The sequence below is a fragment of the Mesorhizobium sp. LNJC391B00 genome (genome assembly GCF_000502535.1).
Classification (GTDB): domain Bacteria; phylum Pseudomonadota; class Alphaproteobacteria; order Rhizobiales; family Rhizobiaceae; genus Mesorhizobium.
In genome coordinates this window covers 1-1154 of the sequence record NZ_AYWI01000040.1, presented here as the reverse complement: position 1 = coordinate 1154, position 1154 = coordinate 1, and the positions used below count along the sequence as shown (strand labels likewise).

Below are 1154 nucleotides of genomic sequence, written 5' to 3'. Positions count from 1 at the left end.
GCAGATTGCCGGCGAGGAAATCGAGCGGGATTTCGTTGCGCCGGGTCTTGTCGAACAGATAGCGGCTGCCGCGCACCCAGGTCCACATCGCCAGAACGATGGTGAAGGCCACCGCAAGCGACGCCCAGCCGCCCTCGAACACCTTCACGATGTTGGAGGCGAAGAAGCCGATGTCGATGAAGCCGAACAGCGCCGTCATGGCGACCGCCACCCACAGCCGCCATTTCCAGATGCGGGTCATGACGACGAACAGCAGCACCGTCGTCACCAACATGTTGCCGGTCACCGAGATGCCATAGGCGGAGGCGAGCTTGCTCGATTCGCCGAAACCGACGACCAGCAACATCACCGCCAACGCCAGCAAAACATTGACGCGCGGCATGTAGATCTGGCCCGACTGCCGTTCCGACGTGTGCAGGATTTCGAGGCGCGGCAGCATATTGAGCTGCACCGCCTGCCTGGTCAGCGAGAAGGCGCCCGATATGACCGCCTGGCTGGCGATGACCGTCGCCGCGGTTGCCAATACCACCATCGGGATCAGCGTCCAGCCTTCGTTCATCTCGAAGAATGGATGGCCGACGTGACCGTTCTTCGCCAGCACGAAAGCGCCCTGCCCGGCATAGTTTAGCAGCAGGCAGGGAAACACGATGGCCAGCCAGGCGAGCACGATGGGCTTGCGGCCGAAATGGCCGAGATCGGCATAAAGCGCTTCGGCGCCGGTGACGGCGAGGAAGATGGCGCCGATGGTGACGAAGGCGACATCGGGCGAATTGATCAGGAAGGCGACGATGTAGTGCGGGCTGACCGCCCACAGGATTTCGGGATCGGCGATGATGTGGTTCAAGCCCGAAAGACCGATAGCCAGGAACCAGACCGCCGTGATCGGCCCGAAGATCAGCGCCACACCGCCGGTCCCGAAGCGCTGCACCGAAAACAGGATCGCAAGGATGACCAGCGTCAGCGGCACGACGTAGGGCTGGAAGGTCGGGGTAACGACATTCATGCCTTCAACCGCCGAAAGCACCGAGATTGCCGGCGTGATGACGGCGTCACCGAAGAACAATGACGCGCCGACAATACCGATGGCCAGGATGATCGCCGAGCGGGTCGGGAAACTGCCGCGCGCCAGCGCCATCAGCGACAGCACGCCGCCC

Annotated in this window: 1 protein-coding gene; it reads right to left on the bottom strand. The window is 62.8% G+C overall.

Annotated features, from left to right (window positions below):
* Window positions 1-1154, bottom strand: a 1154-nt coding sequence (locus tag X750_RS134325) for a KUP/HAK/KT family potassium transporter (protein ID WP_023749071.1), incomplete at both ends; no start/stop codon positions are given.